At 60.0% G+C, this 22514-nt stretch carries 17 protein-coding genes, 1 pseudogene and 1 riboswitch; of the genes and pseudogenes, 14 read left to right on the top strand and 4 right to left on the bottom strand.

From position 1 onward, the window contains the following. The 10 genes and pseudogenes from ACRXB1_RS08785 to ugpQ form a co-directional block, all read left to right on the top strand. A pseudogene (locus tag ACRXB1_RS08785) lies at window positions 1-205 on the top strand (type IV pilus secretin PilQ); the annotation flags it as partial. 101 nt (window positions 206-306) lie between these two features. Beyond that, window positions 307-813: a shikimate kinase gene (locus ACRXB1_RS08780; protein ID WP_372237077.1), complete on the top strand. Its 507-nt coding sequence runs from the start codon at window positions 307-309 to the stop codon at window positions 811-813. Window positions 814-821: 8 nt separating this feature from the next. Beyond that, window positions 822-1898, top strand: a complete 1077-nt coding sequence (aroB, locus tag ACRXB1_RS08775; protein ID WP_449491780.1) for a 3-dehydroquinate synthase — start codon at window positions 822-824, stop codon at window positions 1896-1898. A 186-nt stretch (window positions 1899-2084) separates the two neighbouring features. Continuing rightward, a complete protein-coding gene (locus ACRXB1_RS08770) occupies window positions 2085-3311 on the top strand; it encodes a deoxyguanosinetriphosphate triphosphohydrolase (protein ID WP_062000466.1) in 1227 nt (408 codons plus the stop codon). An 80-nt stretch (window positions 3312-3391) separates the two neighbouring features. Beyond that, window positions 3392-4714, top strand: a complete 1323-nt coding sequence (gene ugpB / locus ACRXB1_RS08765) for a sn-glycerol-3-phosphate ABC transporter substrate-binding protein UgpB (protein WP_086383291.1) — start codon at window positions 3392-3394, stop codon at window positions 4712-4714. A gap of 9 nt (window positions 4715-4723) precedes the next feature. Continuing rightward, the gene (gene ugpA / locus ACRXB1_RS08760) at window positions 4724-5608 is read left to right on the top strand and encodes a sn-glycerol-3-phosphate ABC transporter permease UgpA (protein WP_062000464.1); all 885 of its coding nucleotides are present in this window, start codon (window positions 4724-4726) and stop codon (window positions 5606-5608) included. After that, window positions 5605-6450 carry a sn-glycerol-3-phosphate ABC transporter permease UgpE gene (gene ugpE / locus ACRXB1_RS08755; protein ID WP_062000463.1) on the top strand — a complete coding sequence of 282 codons (846 nt, stop codon included), beginning with the start codon at window positions 5605-5607 and terminating at the stop codon, window positions 6448-6450. Before ugpA ends, ugpE begins: the two co-directional genes overlap by 4 nt. A gap of 13 nt (window positions 6451-6463) precedes the next feature. Further along, window positions 6464-6772, top strand: a complete 309-nt coding sequence (locus ACRXB1_RS08750) for an antibiotic biosynthesis monooxygenase family protein (RefSeq protein ID WP_062000462.1) — start codon at window positions 6464-6466, stop codon at window positions 6770-6772. Between the two features lie 10 nt (window positions 6773-6782). Beyond that, window positions 6783-7865, top strand: a complete 1083-nt coding sequence (locus tag ACRXB1_RS08745; protein ID WP_075359283.1) for a sn-glycerol-3-phosphate import ATP-binding protein UgpC — start codon at window positions 6783-6785, stop codon at window positions 7863-7865. 16 nt (window positions 7866-7881) lie between these two features. Continuing rightward, complete coding sequence (gene ugpQ, locus ACRXB1_RS08740) at window positions 7882-8625, top strand: glycerophosphodiester phosphodiesterase (RefSeq protein ID WP_449491779.1); 744 nt, start codon at window positions 7882-7884, stop codon at window positions 8623-8625. A 74-nt stretch (window positions 8626-8699) separates the two neighbouring features. Here the strand turns inward: ugpQ and ACRXB1_RS08735 are convergent, their stop codons facing one another. Both ACRXB1_RS08735 and ACRXB1_RS08730 read right to left on the bottom strand, forming a co-directional pair. Then, a complete protein-coding gene (locus ACRXB1_RS08735; protein WP_062168121.1) occupies window positions 8700-9077 on the bottom strand; it encodes a DUF883 family protein in 378 nt (125 codons plus the stop codon). Window positions 9078-9382: 305 nt separating this feature from the next. Next, window positions 9383-10108: an OmpW/AlkL family protein gene (locus tag ACRXB1_RS08730; RefSeq protein ID WP_062000458.1), complete on the bottom strand. Its 726-nt coding sequence runs from the start codon at window positions 10106-10108 to the stop codon at window positions 9383-9385. Between the two features lie 277 nt (window positions 10109-10385). Here ACRXB1_RS08730 and ACRXB1_RS08725 point away from each other — a divergent pair, with 277 nt between their 5' ends. The 4 genes from ACRXB1_RS08725 (at window position 10386) to ACRXB1_RS08710 (ending at window position 18620) form a co-directional block, all read left to right on the top strand. Further along, window positions 10386-11093, top strand: a complete 708-nt coding sequence (locus ACRXB1_RS08725) for a transposase (protein ID WP_062000457.1) — start codon at window positions 10386-10388, stop codon at window positions 11091-11093. Between the two features lie 333 nt (window positions 11094-11426). Beyond that, window positions 11427-16130: a glutamate synthase-related protein gene (locus ACRXB1_RS08720; RefSeq protein WP_062168120.1), complete on the top strand. Its 4704-nt coding sequence runs from the start codon at window positions 11427-11429 to the stop codon at window positions 16128-16130. Between the two features lie 81 nt (window positions 16131-16211). Beyond that, the gene (locus ACRXB1_RS08715) at window positions 16212-17678 is read left to right on the top strand and encodes a glutamate synthase subunit beta (RefSeq protein ID WP_062000455.1); all 1467 of its coding nucleotides are present in this window, start codon (window positions 16212-16214) and stop codon (window positions 17676-17678) included. Between the two features lie 171 nt (window positions 17679-17849). Further along, window positions 17850-18620, top strand: coding sequence for a carbonic anhydrase (locus ACRXB1_RS08710; protein ID WP_174365212.1), 771 nt, complete (start codon window positions 17850-17852; stop codon window positions 18618-18620). Between the two features lie 45 nt (window positions 18621-18665). Here ACRXB1_RS08710 and ACRXB1_RS08705 read toward each other — a convergent pair whose 3' ends face one another. Both ACRXB1_RS08705 and ACRXB1_RS08700 read right to left on the bottom strand, forming a co-directional pair. Then, window positions 18666-19907, bottom strand: a complete 1242-nt coding sequence (locus ACRXB1_RS08705) for an MFS transporter (protein WP_375508420.1) — start codon at window positions 19905-19907, stop codon at window positions 18666-18668. A gap of 117 nt (window positions 19908-20024) precedes the next feature. Then, complete coding sequence (locus tag ACRXB1_RS08700) at window positions 20025-21776, bottom strand: ABC transporter ATP-binding protein/permease (protein WP_062000452.1); 1752 nt, start codon at window positions 21774-21776, stop codon at window positions 20025-20027. Window positions 21777-22071: 295 nt separating this feature from the next. Continuing rightward, window positions 22072-22202, top strand: a riboswitch (TPP riboswitch). Window positions 22203-22514 lie beyond the last annotated feature (312 nt).

Raw genomic sequence — 22514 nt, 5'->3', positions numbered from 1 at the left:
TACGTCACCCGCGTCCCGTTGCTCGGTAAAATCCCGGGACTGGGCTGGCTTTTTCGTCACACCGCGCGCCGGAATTCGCGCAGCGAACTGGTCATTTTTATCACCCCGCACATCGTCCCGGCGCGCTTGTGAAGGTCGCCGGAAAGCCTGTGGCAAGCCTTCGGCGAGGCTTTCCGGCTCGACAAAGCGGCCCTTTTGCCTTTAAGCTCCCGCACGAACGGGACCAGAATCGGGACCGGAATCAATGCAAAGGTAAGCGAGTTGGAAGCCGGGCAAACGAACTCGAACGTATTTTTCGTCGGACTCATGGGAGCAGGCAAGACCACCGTGGGGCGGGCGGTCGCGCGCCGCTTGCAGCGTTCGTTCATCGATTCCGACCTCGAAATCGAGGCGCGCACGGGCGCGCGCATTCCCGTGATCTGGGAAGTCGAGGGCGAAGCAGGCTTCCGGCAGCGGGAGGCGGACGTGATCGATGAGCTGTCACGACGCGAGAATATCGTGCTCGCCACGGGCGGCGGCGCGATTCTCCGCCCCGAAAATCGCGATCATCTGAAGAATCGCGGCCTGGTGATCTACCTGCGTGCAACGCCGCACGAGCTTTGGCAGCGCACCCGCCGCGATAAAAACCGGCCGCTTCTGCAAACCGACGACCCGCGCGGCAAGCTGGAAGCGCTCTACAAGACGCGCGATCCGTTGTATCAGGAGTGCGCGCATTTCATCGTGGAAACGGGGCGGCCGACGGTGAACAACCTCGTCAACATGGTGTTGATGCAACTGGAGATGGCCGGCATCGCCAAGCCGGCTACGTCATAATGTCGGCCATGATTACCGTCAACGTTGAACTGGGCGATCGCGCCTACCCCATCCATATCGGTGCAGGACTGATTGGCCAAGCGGAACTGTACGCGCCGCATATTGCGGGGTCATCGGTTGCCATCGTCACCAACACCACCGTTGATCCGCTTTATGGCGACACGCTGCGCGCCGCGCTCGCGCCGCTTGGCAAGAAAGTCACGACCGTCGTTCTTCCGGATGGCGAGGCGCACAAGAATCTCGACACGCTCAATCAGATTTTCACCGCGCTCCTGACCGGGCGCGCCGACCGCAAGACCACGCTGATTGCGCTGGGCGGCGGGGTGATCGGCGACATGACCGGGTTTGCTGCGGCGAGCTACATGCGCGGCATCCCGTTCATCCAGGTGCCGACCACGCTGCTTTCGCAGGTGGATTCGTCGGTGGGCGGCAAGACGGGCATCAACCATCCGCTTGGCAAGAACATGATCGGCGCGTTTTATCAGCCGCAAGCGGTGATCGCGGATATCGGCGTGTTGCGCACGCTGCCGCCGCGCGAACTTGCTGCCGGTATCGCGGAAGTGATCAAGACGGGCGCGATCGCCGACAGCGAATTCTTCGACTGGATCGAGGCGAACACGCCTGCGCTTAACGACTGCGACGCCACCGCGCTCGCGCATGCGGTCAAGCGCTCGTGTGAGGTGAAGGCGTCGGTGGTTGCCGCCGACGAACGCGAAGGCGGCCTGCGCGCGATTCTCAACTTCGGCCATACGTTTGGCCACGCGATCGAAGCTGGCCTCGGCTATGGCGAATGGCTGCACGGCGAGGCGGTCGGTACGGGCATGGTGATGGCTGCGGATCTGTCGGTGCGGCTTGGCCGGCTGGACGAACAATCGCGTGCGCGCCTGGTTCGCGTGATCGCAGACGCCAAATTGCCGGTGAAGGCCCCGGCGCTGGGTGAGCAACGATATATCGACTTGATGAAAGTCGATAAAAAAGCTGAGGCGGGCGAGATCAAGTTCATCCTGCTCAAGCATTTCGGCGAAACCGAGATCACCGGCGCCCCGGACGACGCCGTGCGTGCGACACTCGCGGCCAGCATCTGAGCGGCCACGCTCCGCGACATCCCCAGTGCCGCGCGAGTCTTGACCGCGGCTAAAGAAGAACAAAGAACCAACGAACGAAAGGGCAAGAGATCGACTCGGGCCAATGGCCGCTGATCGGACGCGGTTGATGCTGCGTTCAAGCGCGGCCATTGCCGGGCAGGACATGACGATGATTCGGAGCAGCCGGTGAGCGACAAGACATTTCAGGTTTCCAGCATCACACCGACGTCATTCGCACTCGAGGCGCATCTCGCGCCGTACGCCGCGCATTCCGCCGAATCTCGCGGCCGCCGCTTCGAAGAAAAAGCGCCGGTCGCACGCAGTGAATTCCAGCGCGACCGCGATCGCATCGTTCATTCGACGGCTTTTCGACGGCTCGAATACAAGACCCAGGTTTTCGTGAATCACGAAGGCGACCTGTTTCGCACACGCCTCACGCACAGCCTCGAAGTCGCGCAGATCGCGCGTTCGGTCGCGCGCAATCTACGCGTGAACGAAGATCTGGTGGAAGCCATTTCGCTCGCGCACGATCTCGGCCATACGCCGTTCGGCCATGCAGGACAGGACGCGCTGAACGAATGCATGCGCGAGCACGGTGGGTTCGAACACAACTTGCAAAGCCTCGTGGTGGTAGACGAACTCGAAGAACACTATGGCGCATTCGATGGCTTGAACCTGTGCTTCGAAACACGCGAAGGCATTCTCAAGCATTGTTCGCGTGAAAACGCGCTGAAGCTCGGCGAACTGGGCGAACGCTTTTTAAAGCGCAAACAGCCGTCGATAGAAGCGCAGATCGCGAATGTCGCCGACGAGATCGCGTACAACAATCACGATGTCGACGACGGCCTGCGCTCCGGCCTGATCACGCTCGAGCAGCTCTCGAACGTGGCGCTCTGGCAGACGCATTACGAAGCGGCGCGCGCTGAATATCCGGATATCGAAGGACGCCGGCTGATTCACGAGACCATTCGGCGGATCATCAACACGCTGATCGTGGACCTGATCGAGTCGACGAGCGAGAACCTGGCGCGCGTCAATCCGCAATCCATCGAAGACGTTCGCAATGCACCCGCCCTCGTCACGCACGGGGCCGCCGTCGCGGCACAGGCTGCCGAACTCAAGCGCTTCCTTTACAAGAACCTGTATCGCCATTACCGCGTGATGCGCATGGCGAACAAGGCGCAGCGCGTGGTGAGCGGCCTGTTCAAGGCGTTCATTGACGACCCGCGCCTGTTGCCGCCCGATTACCAGGCGCGTGCGCTGGTCACCGAAGAATCGGCGAACGATACTCACGGCGGCGCGGCCGCCGGGAACACAACGCAGGCGCGGCTGATCGCGCATTACATTGCGGGCATGACGGACCGGTACGCGCTGAAGGAATACGGACGTCTGTTCGTCATCGACGATAACTAGAATCGCGCATTCGAGAGTTTTCGAGCTTCCCTCACGCGCAAGACACGCACACTTCACCCGGGTCCAAGGAGACGTAACTCATGAGTAGTCGCAAGCTGCTGGTCAGCGCCATTTCCCTCGCTGCCGCTTTGACGTTTGGTGCAAGCCAGGCGCAGGCCGCAACAGAAATCCAGTTCTGGCATGCAATGGAATCCGCGCTCGGCGAACGCGTGAACGACATCGCGAACGACTTCAACAAGTCGCAAAGCGACTACAAGATCGTGCCGGTCTTCAAGGGCAGCTACGACCAGACGCTGGCGGCCGGGATCGCGGCGTATCGCAGCGGCAACGCGCCGGCCATCCTGCAAGTCTACGAAGTCGGTACGGCCACGATGATCCAGGCCAAGAAAGCCGTGATTCCCGTGTCCGATGTCTTCAAGCAAGCCGGCGTTCCGCTCGACGAAAAAGCATTCGTGCCGACCATCGCCAGCTATTACAGCGACGCCAAGACGGGCCAGTTGATTTCGATGCCGTTCAACAGCTCCACGCCCGTGCTGTACTACAACAAGGACGCGTTCAAGAAGGCCGGCATAGATCCGACGCATGCGCCGAAAACATGGGGCGAACTCGAAGCCGATTCGAAGAAGCTGAAAGCGGCCGGCATGTGCGGTTATTCGTCGGGCTGGCAGAGCTGGATTCAGCTTGAAAACTACAGCGCGTGGCACGGTGCGCCGTTTGCATCGAAGAACAATGGTTTTGACGGCACCGACGCCGTGCTCGAATTCAACAAGCCGCTGCAGATCGCACACATCCAGTTCCTGCAGAACATGGCCAAGGACGGCACGTTCACCTACGTTGGCCGGAAGGACGAGGCGGTATCGAAGTTTTACAGCGGCGATTGCGGCATCGTGACCAACTCGTCGGGCTCGCTTGCCAACATCAAGAAGTACGCAAAGTTCAGCTTCGGCACAGGCATGATGCCGTACGACGAAAGCGTGAAGGGCGCACCGCAAAACGCGATCATCGGCGGGGCGAGTCTCTGGGTGCTGTCGGGCAAGGACGCGGCAACGTACAAGGGCGTCGCCAAGTTCCTGGCGTATCTGACGTCGCCGGCGGTTGCGGCCAAATGGCATCAGGACACGGGTTATCTGCCGGTCACGACAGCCGCGTACGAGCTGACGCAAAAGCAGGGTTTCTATGACAAGAATCCCGGCGCCGATACCGCCATCAAGCAGATGTTGAACAAGCCGCCGTTACCGTTCACGAAAGGCTTGCGACTTGGCAACATGCCGCAGATCCGCACGATCGTCGACGAAGAGCTCGAACAAGTCTGGGCGCAAAAGAAGACGCCGAAGGACGCACTGGATTCAGCCGTATCGCGCGGCGACGATCTGCTGCGCCGATTCGAAAAGGCAGGAAGCTAAGAGCGCGCCATGGAAAAACGATCGCGGTTCAATACAAGCCTGCTGCCTTACCTGCTGGTCGCGCCGCAACTCGCGATCACCGCGATCTTTTTCCTGTGGCCGGCGGGTGAAGCGTTGTGGCAGGCCACGCAGACGCAGGATGCTTTCGGGACGTCGAGCGAGTTCGTCGGACTGGCGAACTTCAAGCAGATCTTCACGGATCCGCTGTATCTGTCGTCGTTCAACACGACGATCATCTTTTGCACGCTCGTCACCGTATCGGGGCTCGTCATTTCGCTGCTGCTTGCGGCATGCGCCGATCGCGTGACGCGCGGCGCCAAGACTTATCAGACGCTGCTGATCTGGCCGTACGCGGTGGCGCCGGCCATTGCCGCCGTGTTGTGGTCGTTCCTGTTCAATCCGAGTATTGGACTGGTGACGTATGCGCTCGCGAAATACGGCATTGTCTGGAACCATGCGTTGAATGGCTCGCAGGCCATGTTCCTCGTGGTGCTGGCATCCGTGTGGAAACAGGTGAGCTACAACTTCCTGTTCTTCTACGCCGGTCTGCAAGCCATTCCGCGCTCGCTGATCGAGGCGGCGGCTATCGACGGCGCAGGTCCCGTCCGGCGTTTCTTCGGTATTGCGTTGCCGTTGTTGTCGCCAACGAGTTTCTTCCTGTTGACCGTGAACGTGGTCTACGCCTTCTTCGATACCTTCCCGGTCATCGATGCGGCAACCGGCGGCGGCCCCGCGCAGTCTACGAAGACCCTCATCTACAAGATCTTTGCCGAAGGTTTCCAGGGCCTCGATATCGGCAGTTCCGGCGCGCAGTCCGTCGTGCTGATGGTGATCGTGGTGGCGCTGACCGTCGTGCAATTCCGTTTCATTGAACGTCGGGTGCAGTACTCATGATCGAAAACCGTCGCGGTTTCGACCTTTTTTGCCACGCGGTGCTGATCGTGGGCGTGGTGCTGGTCGTGTTTCCGGTGTACATCGCGTTTTGCGCGGCCACCATGAGCGAAGCGGAAGTCTTCAACGTGCCGCTGTCGCTCGTGCCAAGTACGCATTTGTTCGAGAACGTCGCGCACATCTGGACGCATGGCAGCGGCAGCGCGGCAAGTCCGTTTGGCCGCATGCTGATGAACAGCCTGGTCATGGCGCTCGTGATTTCCATCGGGAAGATCGTCATTTCGATGCTGTCCGCGTATGCCATTGTGTTCTTCCGTTTCCCGTTCAAGAACCTCGCGTTCTGGCTCATCTTCATCACGCTCATGCTTCCCGTGGAAGTACGGATCTTTCCGACGGTGCAAGTGGTTTCATCGATGCACATGAGCAACACGTACGCGGGGTTGACGCTGCCGCTGATTGCATCGGCGACGGCGACGTTCTTGTTCCGCCAGTTCTTCATGACGCTGCCCGATGAACTCATGGAGGCGGCGCGCATCGACGGCGCCGGCGCGTTGCGTTTCCTTTGGGACGTAGTGTTGCCGCTCTCGAAGACCAACATTGCCGCGCTCTTCGTGATCACCTTCATCTACGGCTGGAACCAGTACTTGTGGCCCATCCTGATCAGCAGCGACCAGTCGATGCAAACCGCGGTCGTCGGCATCAAGAGCATGATCGGTTCGGGCGACACGGCCACCGAGTGGCATCTCGTGATGACCGCGACGTTGCTCGCCATGTTGCCGCCGCTCGCTGTCGTGCTGAGCATGCAGCGCTGGTTCGTGCGTGGTCTTGTCGATTCCGAAAAATAATGGAGCTCACTCAATGATCCTTGAAGTCGCTCAATTGCCGGTCAAGGCCGGCGAGGAAGCTGCGTTCGAAGCAGCGTTCGCGCAAGCCGCGAAGATCATCTCGGCGCAGCCGGGATACCTCTCGCATGAACTTGTGCGCGGCGCCGACGCCGGCAACGGTTCTCAATACGTTTTGCTGGTCCGCTGGGAAACCGTCGCGGCGCATCAGGACGGCTTTCGCAATTCCGCCGATTATCAAAAATGGCGCGAGTTGCTGCACAAATTCTATGAACCGGGCATCGCGGTCGCGCATTTTGCGACGGTCGCGGGCGCACTGAAATGAAGGCGGGTCGATGGCTGCACTAAGCCTTCAAGGCGTCAAGAAAACTTACGATGGCAAGCAGTTCGTCTTGCACGGCATCGACGTGCAAGTGGCCGATGGCGAATTCGTCGTCATGGTCGGTCCGTCGGGCTGCGGAAAATCCACGTTGCTGCGGATGGTGGCGGGACTCGAAAGCGTGTCCGAAGGGACGATTTCCATCGGCGAGAAGGTGGTGAACAAGCTCGAGCCGAAGGATCGGGACATCGCGATGGTGTTCCAGAACTACGCGCTGTATCCGCACATGAGCGTCGCGCAGAACATGGCGTACGCGCTGAAGATCAGCGGCGTGGGCAAGCCGGATATCGACCGGCGTGTGCAGAACGCGGCGAAGATCCTGGAGCTCGAACCGCTGCTGCAGAGAAAACCGCGCGAGTTGTCGGGCGGGCAGCGGCAACGCGTGGCGATGGGCCGCGCGATCGTGCGCGAACCGGCCGTGTTTCTGTTCGATGAACCGCTCTCCAATCTCGACGCAAAACTGCGCGTGCAGATGCGGCTGGAGATTCAGCGGCTGCACGCCCGGCTCTCGACCACGAGCCTGTACGTCACGCACGACCAGATCGAAGCCATGACGCTCGCAGAGCGCGTGATCGTGATGAATCGCGGCTACGCGGAACAGATCGGGCCGCCGACCGAAGTCTATGAACGCCCGGCGACGGTTTTCGTGGCGAGTTTTATCGGCTCGCCGGCCATGAATCTGATGCAAGGACGCGTGTCGGATGACGGTTCGACTTTCGATGTCGCCGGCAATGGGCCGCGCCTCCCGCTCGCCGGCATGCATGCGCTGACGCAGGACCTGAAGGGCCGCGAGTGGACGCTGGGCATCCGGCCGGAACACATGCTGCCGGAGCAGCAGAGCGCGCATGTGTCGCTTACCGTGGATTCCTGTGAGCTGCTTGGCGCCGACAACCTCGCTCACGGCCGCTGGGGCGATCACGACGTTGCGGTGCGTTTGCCGCACGAGCATCGGCCGGCACGTGGCGAGGCGCTGGAAGTGGCGCTGCCGGCGCATCGCCTGCATATCTTCGATCCGCAGACCGGGCGGCGCGTGAACTGAAAAAGGACGAATTACGATGAAAACCTGGCCTTATCCGCGCATCGTCGCGCATCGCGGCGGCGGCAAGGTCGCGCCGGAAAACACGCTGGACGGAATCGATACCGGCGCACGGCTCGGCCTGAAAATGATCGAGTTCGATGCGAAGTTATCGGCTGACAACGTCGTGTTCCTGCTGCACGACGACCTGGTGGACCGGACGTCGAATGGTCGCGGACCCGCGAAAGCGATGCGCTATGAGGAAATCGAGCTGCTCGATGCCGGCACGTGGTTCGATCCGCGTTTCGCCGGCGCACGCATGCCGACGCTCGCGCAGGTCGCCGAGCGTTGTTTCTCGCACGGCCTTGCCGCGAACATCGAAATCAAGCCGTGCGAAGGGCGCGACGTGGAAACCGGCGTCCTGGTCGCGCAAGAGGCGGCGCGCTTATGGGCCAATGCCGAGCCGGCGCCGCTGTTGTCATCGTTTTCGTACGATGCACTCAAGGCCGCCGCCGAAGCCGCGCCCGATTTGCCGCGCGGAATGCTCTACGAGGAGATTCCCGCCGATTGGCGCGCGCAGACCGCCGCGCTGTCATGCGTGTCGTTGCATGCGGACCACACGACGCTCAATGAGGCCCTGGTCCGCGAGATCAAGGACTCAGGCTTGCGGATTCTCGCCTACACGGTCAATGAACCGGCCCGCGCTCGCGAACTCGCGCAGTGGGGCGTGGATGCGATCTGTACGGATCGTATCGATGTGATTGGCGTGGACTTCCTCGGATAATTCCGTCAGCAGACGACAAATAAAAACGCGCGCCGGGAATTTCCCGGCGCGCGTTTTTTTCGCATCACTGAAACTTATCGCGCGCGAGCCAGCAGCACGCCTGCGACGAGCGCGAGGCCACCGACCAGGGCAATGGTCTGCCAGGGTTTTTCGTGAATGTAGGTGTCCGCATCGGTCAGCGCTGCATTGGCGCGGGCGCGTACTGCGTCTTGCGTGTCGTTCAAGCGGGCGCGCGCCGAATCCACGCTTTTGCTCAACTGGGTACGCAATGCGGCGACATCCGCCGATGTCCCTTCTGACAACGTTTCTTCAATCTCTGAAATCAGCGTGCGAAGTTCGCCGCCGATATCCTGCGCCGCGTCGCTGCTGTGCCGTGAAATCCGGCGAGCACGGCGGCTGGTAGAGTTCCATGAATCTCCGATGGCGTCTCGCGTATTGGGAAAGGCGTTCATAGGATCGCTCCGTCGATGGATGAATCGTGGATGGGCCGCAACCTTAAGTTGGCGGAAACGCTAGAGGTGAGCAAGTTGGATGCCGGTTCACTTGTCGGGTTCAACAATGCGCGCTGAAGCCTTGCCGCGCAAGGCGTCTGATCAATTGAAAAGAGGACGAAAGGGTAGAAAGTGCGCTGGCACCTGCCTGTTGACACAATATCCGGGTCATTTTTACAAGCCGATGAATACAAAAGCGCCGCCGCGTTTCACCCGCGACGGCGCTTGTTTCTTGCTATTGCTTGCTATGGCTTCAACCCGGAGCGTCAGAACCGGTATCCAACGTTCAAGTACGTCACGATCGGATTCAGCCTGAGCTTCGCCTCGGTCTTGACGGTCAGCGGTCCAACGGGCGTCTGGGCTTGCGTGGTCAGCTTGGCAGTGGCATGCAAGGGCACGAAGGAGAGTGAGAAGCCAGCGAACCAGTGTTCCGAAAACGAATAAGTGAGACCTGCATTAAACACGGGAGCCCAGGAACGATCCGTGGATACGTCGGTCGGACCATGCAGCACGTTGCTTTCAAATCCCGTGTTCGTGATCTTGGCGTCGGTGAACCACACCCGCGTTACGCCAATCCCCACGTACGGGCGCAGTTTGGCCTGTGGTTGCATGAAGTAATACTTCAGAAGAAACGTCGGACTCCATTGCTTGGCCGTTCCGATCGTGCCGTAACCGGAGTAACTCTTGTCACCCTTGAGATCGAACTTGGGCGGAATGCCGAGTACGAACTCGCCGGCGATATGGTCGGTGACGAAGTAGCCCGCAGTGAAACCTGCAGTATCACCATTCGAGAGGCTGGCGCCCGTGTTGGGCACCTCGATACCAACCGGCGATCCACCCACGCTGGTCTCCTTGAGCGGACCGCTGCTCGAGAGCGGTGCAAAGTGGAACCAGCCTGTGGTGAAGTAAAAAGTATTTGCCGACTGGGCATGTGCTGCGCCCGTGATGCAGGTAAATGCTGCAACCCCCGTCACTACCTGTTTTATTTTCATTGAGTGCTCCTCCGAGAAAGCACGCTAATTATGAACAGAACAATTGAAACAAACCACGTTTCACCGCAAAGCGTTTTCCCTAGGAGGAATGCCGGCTCCAAATGGGTTAGCGCTATACGTAAAACTGTCTCGTACACCTGAGTTCCCTCGTCGATGCGAATCGCCGGCATCTCAACGAGAAAATTCAAGGTGGCCCAGAATATCGTTTAGACGGACCCCCGGAGCGCCGCCGGAACTCCCCGAAACCGATCAACGCCCGACCAACGGAAAATCCAGAATGGCACGGCTTGCACGACTCTACGTTCCCGAACAGCCGCAGCACGTCATCTTGCGCGGTCTCGACCAGCAGCCCGCTTTCATCGATGCTCCGGACTACGAGCTTTTTATCGAATGTCTGCGCACGGCTTCCCGCGACCACAATCTCGCCATCCACGCCTACGCGCTCATGCCCGGCGCGGTGCACCTGCTCGTCACGCCCCGCGACGAAGCAAGTCTGCCCAAAGCGATGCAGGCGGTCGGCAGGCGCTACGTCGCGCACTTCAACCGACGCTACGCCCGTCGCGGCACGCTATGGGAGGGCCGCTACCGCGCAACGGTGATCGAAGGTGAAACCTACTTCCTGCTCGCAAGCCGCGTGGTCGAGATGGCGCCGGTGCAGGCGGGTCTCGCGGGCACGCCGCAAGACTATAAGTGGTCGAGCTACCGGCATCACATCGGGCTGACGCTCGACAGCCTGATCACCGACCATGCGCTTTTCTGGAAGCTCGGCAACACTCCGTTCGAGCGCCAGCGCGCTTATCTTGAGCTGTGCGAGCAACCGCTCGATGAACGCGAAGCCAACCGTCTCCTTCAAGCGACACTCAAGGGCTGGGTGCTCGGCAGCGATTCTTACCGCGAATGGGCGGCGCGCGCAGCCAACCGGCGCGTCTCGCCGCTGCCCCGTGGCCGGCCCCGCAAGATTCGCGAAACACCACAGACGCAATAACGGACGTTTGAGCAAGAACTGAAGAATGAACCAACGGCATGACGACAAAAATCGGCATGCCGTTTTATTTTCATCGAATTTGATATGACACCAATTAAATCAAGTTTTCATGCACCAACTCGATAATAGGTGCCAGATCATAGTGTTTTCATTGCCAACTGTTTGATTGATCGCGTATATTTCGTTTTCCGGCGGTTCGGGACGCATTGCGTCCGTTGTACGACCGGCTTTGTGTCGATCGTCAGGTTCCAGGTCTTGGCCTGACCATGGCACGAGCAACGCATAAAACATGTTCAACGGCCGCTTGCGGCCCCCCACAGAACACGGTGACCCATGAACGATCAATTGCCGCCGACTCTCGGTTCCGCTCCCGCCGCTCAGGGCATGTACGACCCTGAGAACGAACACGACTCGTGTGGCGTTGGCTTCGTTGCGCATATCAAAGGCAAGAAGCGCCACGAAATCATCCAGCAGGGTCTGAAGATCCTTGAAAACCTCGACCATCGGGGCGCTGTTGGCGCCGACAAGCTGATGGGCGACGGCGCGGGCATCCTGATCCAGATCCCCGACGGGTTTTATCGTGAGGAAATGGCGAAGCAGGGCGTGACGTTGCCGCCGGAAGGCGAGTACGGCGTCGGCATGATCTTTTTGCCGAAAGAACACGCATCGCGTCTGGCGTGCGAGCAGGAGCTCGAACGCACGGTGAAGGCGGAAGGCCAGATCGTGCTCGGCTGGCGTGATGTCCCCGTCGACGCCACGATGCCAATTTCGCCGACCGTGAAAGCAAGCGAACCGCTGATCCGGCAGATCTTCATCGGCCGCGGCAAGGACATTGTCGTGACCGACGCGCTCGAGCGGAAGCTGTACGTGATCCGCAAGACCGCCAGCCACCGCATCCAGGCGCTCAAGCTGAAGCACGGCAAGGAATACTTCGTGCCGTCGATGTCAGCGCGCACCATCGTCTACAAGGGCCTGTTGCTGGCCGGCCAGGTCGGCGTGTATTACCGCGACCTGCAGGACGACCGCACGGTGTCGGCGCTTGCGCTCGTGCACCAGCGTTTCTCCACGAACACATTCCCTGCGTGGGAACTCGCGCACCCGTACCGCATGATTGCGCACAACGGTGAAATCAACACCGTGAAGGGCAACGTCAACTGGCTGAACGCGCGTACTGGCGCGATCGCCAGCTACGTGCTGGGCGACGACCTGCCGAAACTCTGGCCGCTGATCTACCCGGGCCAGTCGGACACGGCATCGTTCGATAACTGCCTCGAATTGCTCGTGATGGCGGGTTACCCGCTCGTCCACGCCATGATGATGATGATTCCCGAAGCCTGGGAACAGCACACGCTGATGGACGACAACCGTCGTGCGTTCTACGAATATCACGCGGCCATGATGGAGCCGTGGGACGGCCCCGCCGCAATCGCGTTCACCGATGGCCGCCAGATCGGCGCCACGCTCGACCGTAACGGCCTGCGTCCGGCGCGCTACGTGATCACGGACGACGACCTCGTCATCCTGGCATCGGAAGCGGGCGTGCTGCCTGTGCCGGAATCGAAGATCGTGAAGAAGTGGCGTCTGCAGCCGGGCAAGATGTTCCTGATCGACATGGAGCAAGGCCGGATCATCGACGACAAGGAACTCAAGGACAACCTCGCGAACGGCAAGCCGTACAAGAGCTGGATCGACGCTGTGCGCATCAAGCTCGACGAGATCGAACCTAAGGCGGAAGAAGTCGATACCCAACGTCGCGAAGCCGCGGCTTTGCTGGATCGTCAGCAGGCGTTCGGCTACACGCAGGAAGACGTCAAGTTCCTGATGGCCCCCATGGCGCAACTGGGCGAAGAAGCCGTCGGTTCCATGGGCAACGACTCGCCGCTCGCGGTCATGTCCAACAAGAACAAGACGCTGTATCACTACTTCAAGCAGTTGTTCGCGCAAGTGACAAACCCGCCGATCGACCCGATCCGCGAGAACATGGTGATGTCGCTGGTTTCGTTCGTCGGCCCGAAGCCGAACTTGCTCGACACCACCAACATCAACCCCACGATGCGTCTCGAAGTCTCGCAGCCCGTGCTCGACTTCAAGGACATCGCGAAGATTCGCGCCATCGACAAATACACCGGCGGCAAGTTCAGCTCGTACGAACTGAGCATCTGCTATCCGGTCGTGTGGGGCAACGAAGGCGTTGAAGCACGCCTCGCCTCGCTGTGCGCGGAAGCCGTGGATGCAGTGAAGTCCGGCTACAACATGTTGATCGTGTCGGATCGCAAGATGGATCGCGACAATCTCGCCATTCCGGCGCTGCTCGCCACGTCCGCCATTCATACGCATCTCGTGCAGCATGGCCTGCGCACGAGCACGGGCCTGGTCGTGGAAACGGGATCGGCGCGCGAGACGCATCACTTTGCGTTGCTGGCTGCATACGGCGCGGAAGCCGTGCATCCGTACCTGGCGCTTGAAACGCTCGCGCAAATGGCGGAAGGCCTGAAAGGCGATCTTTCCGCCGACAAAGCCATCTACAACTACACGAAGGCCGTGGGCAAGGGCTTGTACAAGGTCATGTCGAAGATGGGCATCTCCACGTACATGTCGTACACGGGCGCGCAGATTTTCGAAGCCGTCGGTTTGTCGAGCGATCTGGTCGAGAAGTACTTCAAGGGCACGGCATCGAAGGTTGGCGGTATCAGCATCTTCGAAGTGGCCGAGGAAGCGATCCGTTTGCATCGTGAGGCGTTTGGCGAGAACCCGGTCCTCGCGACCATGCTCGATGCCGGCGGTGAATATGCGTATCGCGTGCGCGGTGAAGAGCACATGTGGACGCCGGATGCCATCGCCAAGCTGCAGCATTCCACGCGCAGCAATTCGTACCAGACGTACAAGGAATATGCGCACCTGATCAACGACCAGACGAAGCGTCACATGACGTTCCGTGGCCTGTTCGAGTTCAAGGTCGATCCCACCAAGGCGATTCCGCTCGATGAAGTGGAACCGGCGAAGGAAATCGTCAAGCGTTTTGCGACGGGCGCGATGTCGCTGGGTTCCATCAGCACGGAGGCGCACGCGACGCTGGCCGTGGCCATGAACCGTATCGGCGGGAAGTCGAACACGGGTGAAGGCGGCGAAGATGCAAACCGGTATCGCAACGAACTGCGCGGCATTCCGATCAAGAACGGCGACACCATGCGCTCGGTCATCGGCGACGAAGTCGTCACCGACATCCCGCTGAAGGATGGCGATTCGCTGCGCTCCAAGATCAAGCAGGTGGCGTCGGGACGTTTCGGCGTGACGGCCGAGTATCTGTCGTCGGCTGATCAGATCCAGATCAAGATGGCGCAGGGCGCGAAGCCGGGCGAAGGCGGACAACTGCCGGGCCACAAGGTCAGCGATTACATCGGCAAGTTGCGCTATTCGGTGCCGGGCGTGGGCCTGATCTCGCCGCCGCCGCACCACGATATTTATTCCATCGAAGACCTGGCGCAGCTCATTCACGATCTGAAGAACGTAAACTCGTCGTCGAGCGTGTCGGTGAAGCTCGTGTCGGAAGTGGGCGTTGGAACCGTCGCCGCCGGCGTTGCAAAGGCAAAGGCGGATCACGTCGTGATCGCAGGCCACGATGGCGGCACGGGCGCTTCGCCGTTGTCATCGCTCAAGCATGCGGGCACGCCGTGGGAACTGGGTCTGGCTGAAACGCAGCAGACGCTCGTGCTCAATCGTCTGCGCGGGCGTATCCGCGTGCAGGCCGACGGTCAGATGAAAACCGGCCGCGACGTGGTGATCGGTGCGCTGCTCGGCGCCGATGAATTCGGTTTCGCGACCGCGCCGCTCGTCGTGCAGGGTTGCATCATGATGCGCAAGTGTCACCTGAACACGTGCCCGGTCGGTGTTGCAACGCAAGATCCGGTGCTGCGCGCCAAGTTCACGGGACAGCCGGAACACGTCGTGAACTTCTTCTTTTTCATCGCGGAAGAAGTGCGGGAAATCATGGCGCAACTGGGCATCCGCAAGTTCGATGACCTGATCGGTCACGCCGAATTACTCGATACGAAGAAGGGCGTCGAGCACTGGAAGGCGAAGGGTCTGGACTTCTCGAAGGTGTTCTATCAAGTACCGAACGACGGCAGCATCGCGACGAAGCACGTCGAGACGCAGGACCACGGTCTTGAGAAGGCGCTGGATCACGTGTTGATCGAGAAGTCGCGGGCCGCGATCGAGAAGGGCGAGCACGTCTCGTTCATCCAGCCGGTACGTAACGTGAACCGCACGGTCGGCGCAATGTTGTCGGGGCTCGTTGCGCGCAAGCACGGCCATGACGGTCTCGCCGATGACTCCATCCATATCCAGTTGAAGGGTACGGCTGGGCAAAGTTTCGGCGCGTTCCTGGCGAAGGGCATCACGCTGGATCTCGTCGGCGATGGCAACGACTACGTCGGCAAGGGTTTGTCGGGCGGCCGCATCATCATTCGCCCGACGAACGATTTCCGTGGCAAGTCGGAAGAAAACATCATCTGCGGCAACACGGTCCTGTACGGCGCGATTGAAGGTGAAGCGTATTTCCGCGGCGTCGCGGGCGAGCGTTTCGCCGTGCGTAACTCGGGCGCGACGGCGGTTGTCGAAGGCACGGGCGATCACGGTTGCGAATACATGACTGGCGGCACGGTTGTCGTGCTCGGAGAAACGGGGCGCAACTTCGCCGCGGGCATGTCGGGCGGCGTGGCGTTTGTCTTCGATCCGGACGGCACGTTCGGCGGCAAGGCCAACAAGGCGATGGTCGCGCTCGATCCGGTCCTGCAGCAAGCCGAACAGGAGCGTACGGTCGACCGCGCTTTGTGGCACACCGGCCAGACCGACGAAGCGTTGCTCAAGGGGCTGATCGAGCGGCACTTCCAGACCACCGGTTCGCCGCGCGCGAAGGCTTTGCTGGAGAACTGGGATGCGTCGCGCCGTCAGTTCGTGAAGGTCTTCCCGACGGAATACAAGCGGGCGCTCGGCGAGCTGGGCGCGAAGAAAGCGAAAGACGCGATCGCCGCCTGAGCTTTCTTAATCCTTAGTACGGCCCTTCGGCGCCAGACGCCGAGGGGTGGATCAACCCCCAATACAGAGAAAGAGAACCATATGGGCAAGGCAACCGGTTTTCTCGAGTTCGAGCGCCAGCATGAGACGTATGAAGCGCCGCTCGCCCGCGTCAAGCATTACAAGGAATTTGTTCACGCACTGTCGGACGAGAACGCGAAGATCCAGAGCGCGCGCTGCATGGATTGCGGCATTCCGTTCTGCAACAACGGCTGTCCGGTGAACAACATCATTCCGGATTTCAACGATCTGGTATTCCGTCAGGACTGGAAGTCGGCCATTGAAGTGCTGCATTCCACGAACAACTTTCCCGAGTTCACGGGCCGCATTTGCCCGGCGCCGTGCGAGTCGGCGTGCACGCTCGGTATCAATGACGATGCCGTCGGCATCAAGTCGATCGAACACGCGATCATCGATAAAGCCTGGACCGAAGGCTGGGTTGCACCTTTGCCGTCGAAGCACAAGACCGGCAAGAAGGTGGCCGTGGTTGGATCGGGTCCTGCGGGATTGGCCGCTGCGCAGCAACTTGCGCGCGCCGGTCACGAGGTGACGGTGTTCGAGAAGAACGATCGCATTGGCGGATTGCTGCGTTATGGCATTCCTGATTTCAAGCTGGAGAAATGGCTCATCGATCGCCGCATGCGCCAGATGGAAGCCGAAGGCGTGGCGTTCCGGACGAATGTGTTTATCGGCAAGGATCCGTTGCCGGGGCATATTGCGAACACGGCGCGTGAAACCATCACGCCCGACGAACTGCGCGAACAATTCGATGCCGTCGTCATTGCCGGCGGTTCCGAAACGCCGCGCGACCTGCCGGTGCCGGGTCGCGAAATGCAGGGCATCCATTACGCGATGGAATTCCTGCCGCTGCAGAACAAGGTCAACGCGGGCGATACGGTTGCCGATCAGTTGATTGCCAAGGGCAAGCATGTCGTGGTGATCGGCGGCGGCGATACGGGTTCGGATTGCGTAGGGACATCGAACCGGCATGGCGCGAAGAGCGTGACGCAGTTCGAGTTGCTTTCGCAGCCGCCTGAAGTCGAGAACAAGCCGCTCGTCTGGCCGTACTGGCCGATCAAGTTGCGTACGTCGTCGTCGCATGATGAGGGTTGCGAGCGCGATTGGTCCGTGGCGACAAAGCGCTTCGAAGGCAAGAACGGCAAGGTCGAGAAGCTGATTGCCGTGCGCGTGGAATGGAAGGACGGGAAGATGCAGGAAGTGGCGGGATCGGAGTTCGAAATGAAGGCCGACCTGGTGCTGCTCGCAATGGGCTTTACGCAGCCTACGTCGCCGGTTCTTGAAGCGTTTGGCGTCGATAAAGACGCGCGTGGAAACGTGAAGGCTTTGACCGAAGGCGAGAAGGCGTACTTCACGTCGGTGCCGAAGGTCTTCACCGCCGGCGACATGCGCCGTGGCCAGTCGCTGGTCGTGTGGGCGATCCGCGAAGGCCGGCAGTGCGCACGTTCGGTCGATGCATTTTTGATGGGGTCTAGCGAATTGCCGCGATAAAGGTTTGGTTTATCGTTGCGGTTTGTTGAAACCGGGCTCGAGGGTGAGCCCGGTTTTTTTATTGGCGGTCGGCACCGTTTCCATTTCCACAACCCGCTATTACGACTTCTCCGATATCCCCCGCTCTAACCCAGGCGCATGCTAACGCCCTCACATTTCCGGGGGTACGGCATGACCAAGATCAAGTGGAAGTCCAGCGGCGCAATCCTAATTACCGCCTTCGTTTCACTAACGACATCCGCGGCAGAAACAAACCACGGCTGGACCTATACCGGCAACCACGGCCCCGCGCACTGGGGCGCTTTGAGCGAAGCCTTCCACGCATGCGAAAGCGGCCGCGCTGAATCGCCGATCAACATCGAAGGCGCGAAAAAGGCGCCCGCCGACATGCCGCGCCTCAAGATCAACTACGCGTCGCTTCCCATCGATATCGTCAATACCGGCCACGCGGTTCAGTTCAACGCAACGCCCGGCACTGACAGCATCACCCTCGGCGATCACGCCTATCAACTCGTTCAATTCCACTTCCACTCGCCAGGCGAAGAGCGTTTCGCTGGCAAGGAAAGCGTGATGGACGCTCACCTTGTGCACAGTTCCGCCGATGGCAAGCTGCTCGTATTAGCCGTGCAATTCAAGCTCGGCGAGCGCGCGAACCCTGTCATCCAGGCGATGCTCGATCGCGTCCCAAACGAGGCGGGTGCTGAGATGAAAGTGACTGCCGTGACGGTAAATCCACTCGACTTGCTACCTAAAAACAAGGGTTATTACACCTACAGTGGATCACTCACAACGCCGCCTTGCACGGAAGGTGTGACGTGGATCGAGTTCAAGGAACCGATGACGATCACAAAGCAGCAACTCGATGCCATGCATCATTTCTATAATGGAAATCAACGCCCGGTGCAGCCGACGAACGGACGCGAGATCTTCGAGGTGGATTAAGCAGCCAAGCCGAACGAGGCCGCGCAAAAAGAAAAAAAGGCGGCCTCAACTCAGCGCCTTCCCCTTTGTCTCCGGCAACAACAAGGCCGCGACGATCACCAGCAAATACCCTGTCCCCGCGACCACGCCTATTGCCTTGACGAGCGACATGCTTTGCGAAAACACCCCGACAAGAATCGGAAAGAACGATCCAAGCCCGCGTCCGAGGTTGTAGCAAAATCCCTGTCCCGATCCGCGAATCGCATTCGGATACAACTCTGATAAATACGCCCCCACGCCCGCGAAAATCCCCTGCACGACAATGCCGAGCGGAAAGCCAAGCAGCAACATGGCGTGATCGGTGATGGGGATCATCGTGTAGATCATGCCGAGCAAAAATGAGCCGATGGCAAACAGCACGAACGACGCACGCCGTCCGATCCTGTCGCAAAGAATCGCGCCGAACACATAGCCAAGAAACGAGCCGACGATCAGCACCACGAGATAACCGCTCGTGTTGAACACGGACAAATGCCGTTCGGTCTTCAGGTAGGTGGGCAGCCACGTGGTGATCGCGTAATAACCGCCGAGCATGCCGGTGCATAACGCGCTGCCGAGTATCGTTGTCTTGAGATAAGGGCCTTTGAAAATATCGGAGAACGTGGCCGTTTCGGTGCCAGCATCGCGGGCGCGACGCGTCGCCAGGAAGATATCGGGATCGCTGACATTGCGGCGAATATAAAGTATCCACAACGCCGGCACGATACCGATCCAGAAGCACGCACGCCACGCGGTATCCTCCGGCAGCAACGCGAAAAACGCCCAGTAGAGAATGGCGGCCGCGCCCCATCCGAACGACCAGCTGCTCTGCACGGTCCCGACCGCTTTCGCGCGATGCTGCGGCGAGCGGATCGTCTCGGCCATCATCACGGTCACGACCGACCATTCGCCGCCAAAGCCCACGCCTTGCAGCGTACGCGTGACAAGCAACTGCCCGAACGAATGGGTGAAGCCGGATAGAAACGTGAAGAACGCAAAACAGCCGATGGTCCACTGCAGCACACGCACGCGGCCGTATCGGTCGGAGAGAATGCCGGCGAGCCATCCACCAATCGCCGATGAAATCAGCGAACTCGTCGCGATCATCCCGGCTTCGCTCTTGGTCATGCCCCACGTGGCGATCAGCGTGGGAATGAGAAACGAGTAGATCATGAAGTCGAAGGCATCGACTGCATAGCCGCCGAACCCGGCGTAAAGCGTGCGGCGCTCGCGCGTCGTCAACTCGGTGAACCACTCGAACGCTCGCATCCCGTCTCCTGTTCAATGCCCGCTTCTGCAAGGGCGGCGAGACATTCTACGGCGTCCAAAAATGCGAAAAGCGGGTCAACAAGCGCCCGCTTTTCTAAACACGCAATAACCGGTGCGCTACGCCGGGATACTTTCCACCGCCGCGCGCTCGATATCGATCCGGTTTTCATGGAACCCGGAGACCGATTCCCGATGCGCGACGCTGACAATCGCGGCGTTCGGCAAGGCGTCGATGAAGGCCGTATAGATCAGCATCTCGTTCTCGGCATCGAGGGCGCTGGTCGCTTCGTCGAGGAAGATGAAGTCCGGCTTGTGCAGCAGCACTCGAGCCGCAGCAAGCCGTTGCTGTTCGCCCGGCGACATCATCTTCGCCCAATGACCGGACTCTTCCAGCCGCGTGCCGTATGCAGCCAGATTGCAGACGCGCAGCGCTTCGCGGCAGGCGTCATCGGAGAAAATGGACGCCTCCGACGGATAGCTCAGCGCCGCCTTCAACGTGCCGATCGGCAAGTAGCTTTGCTGCGGGATGAACATCAGCTTTGCATCGACGGGCGCATCGATGGTGCCATCGCCGAACGGCCACAAGCCGGCCAGCGCGCGCATCAACGTGCTCTTGCCTGAACCCGATGGACCCTGCACGAGCCATCGCGAACCCGGCTTGACGGTGACATCGGCGACGCTGGCGAGCGGCTTGCCATTGGGCAAGGCCAGTTTCAATCCCTTCGTTATCAGCGCATCCGTGCTCGCGTAATGCAGGTTGATGCCGCCATGCACGGTTGCCGGCGAAATCGCTTCCTTGATGTGCGTGGAGCGCATCACGCGCTTGAACTCGCGCAGCCGGTTCACGGTCGCGCGCCATTCGACCAAGGTCGAGTAACTATTGATGAACCACGAAAACGAGTCGCTGACCGTGCCGAACGCCGAACTGATCTGCATCAGCACGCCGAGCGAATAAAACCCGGCGAAGTAGCGGGGCGCGGCGACCATGATCGGGAAGATGTTCGCCACCTGGCTATAAAACGCCAGTACGAAGGTGAGCCGCTTGGTGTATTTCATGATCTGCCAGTAGTTCTGGCGGATCGTCTGGAAGATGCCCTTGGCGGTCGTGGTCTCGGTCGCGACGCCATCGTAGAACGCGATCTGCTCGGCGTTTTCGCGAATGCGGATGAGGCCGAAGCGGAAGTTTGCTTCCACTTTCTGCGCCTGGTAATTGATCGATACCAACGGATGGCCGAAGCGTTGCATCAGGAGCGACCCGATGACGGCATATCCCGCAGCGGCCCAGACCATGTAGCCCGGAATGGTGACGGCCGTGCCGAACACGGAGAAACTCAACGCGCCGGCGAGCGACCACAGGATGGTGATGAACGTGGCGAGCGTCACGAGCGTGGACAGCAAATCCAGCGATAACGCCAGCGTCGTCGTGGCAAACGACTGGAGGTCGTCGCTGATCCGCTGGTCGGGGTTATCGGCGAGACGATCGCGTTCTATGCGGTAGAAGGCTTTGTCGCCGAGCCATTGTTCGAGGTAGCGATGTGTCAGCCATTGACGCCACCGGAAGCCGAGCATCTGCCGCAAATACCGGCCGTATACCGCGAGCAGGATGTACGCAAACGCAAGACCGGTGAAGATCATCAGCAGGTGCGGAAAGTCGTGGACGTTCTTGGTCTGCAGCGCGTTGTAGAAGTCCCCGTTCCACTTGTTCAGGCGAACGTTGATGTACACGACCGTCATGTTGATCGCGATGATCGCAACCAGCAAAAGCCACGCAATGCCGCGTTCTTCCGATACCCAATAAGGCTTGATGAGACTCCACGCCGACACTTTGTCGGCGTTTTGTTCTGTGTTGCCTGGAGGTGTGATGGTCATGAGCTTCCTGAGGACGTGCCGGCTCGGCGGCAGGTTTGTAACTTGGCGGTGGCCTGGGATCGTACGCAATCAGCAAAGGCGGCGCGCGCCGGAGCATTGTTTCGGGCGCGCCTTAACTGCTCCTTAATTCTCGCTGTATCCGTGCAATTGCAACATGCATCGGCGTTCGCGGCATTGTGCCAGAGTGGGCCGGGCTCCAACGAAAGGGAAGAAAGGCAGGCTTTTTCCCTGTTCGGGTCGCTAGTATGAGAGCCGCTTGTTTGCGGGTCGTTTCGTTTTTATGTTTTAATGATTGTTGACGAAACAGGGGTGCTTCGGCACGCGTCTCCGGGTTTGAAAAAGTGGAGAAACGCGCGGCGAGGCTGAGAGAGTCCCTTTGCACCCGATCCGGGTAATACCGGCGAGGGAAGTTTCCGGAAACCCGCATGGGGTTTTCTGTTTCTTCCAGTTCTGGCTGGCCCGCAATCCGCATTTCGTGCGCGCCGGCTGCATTCTCGCCGTGGTTTCGTCCCTGAACATGTTTGATGCGCCGCGCGTTCAGTCAGGGCTCGAAACGGGCATTTCTCCCGACATCGACTTCCTTGTGCTTCGTGCGCGCCTGTCCGTTCTGCAGCGTTTGCTGAGGAGGCATCGTCATCGTGAATACTGTTATGCGGTCCAATCCGTTCGTGTCTGCCCAGCCCGACTTTGCCGTCGTCGGCGGCGGCCTGTGCGGGCGGCTGATCGCGTGGCTGCTGA

The organism is Caballeronia sp. M23-90 (assembly GCF_053574605.1).
This window is presented reverse-complemented; position numbering and strand designations above follow the sequence as displayed.